The organism is Candidatus Binatia bacterium, from assembly GCA_023150935.1.
In the GTDB taxonomy this organism is placed as follows: Bacteria; Desulfobacterota; Binatia; order HRBIN30; family HRBIN30; genus JAKLJW01.
Map to the genome: position 1 here is coordinate 1 of JAKLJW010000182.1, position 235 is coordinate 235.

The following is a 235-nucleotide window of genomic DNA, read 5'->3' on the forward strand; positions in this document are numbered from 1 at the left end:
GTACGCCCGTTTCGTCACCATGGTGCTCCACGACCTCGGGATGCTGCCGGCCGAGGAACCGTTCCGCCGGTTCCGGGCCCACGGCCTGATCGTCAAGGACGGCGCCAAGATGTCGAAGTCGCGGGGCAACGTGGTGGTCCCCGACGAGTACATCGCCAAGTGGGGCGCCGACACCCTCCGGATGTTCCTGATGTTCCTCGGCCCGTTCGAGGAAGGGGGCGACTTCCGCGACGCC

The 235-nt window shown here is 67.7% G+C and carries 1 protein-coding gene; it reads left to right on the top strand.

Annotation, left to right across the window (positions count from 1 at the left end; translation table 11 throughout):
- Positions 1-235: class I tRNA ligase family protein (locus L6Q96_23630; GenBank protein MCK6557536.1), on the top strand; the 235-nt coding region annotated here is incomplete at both ends.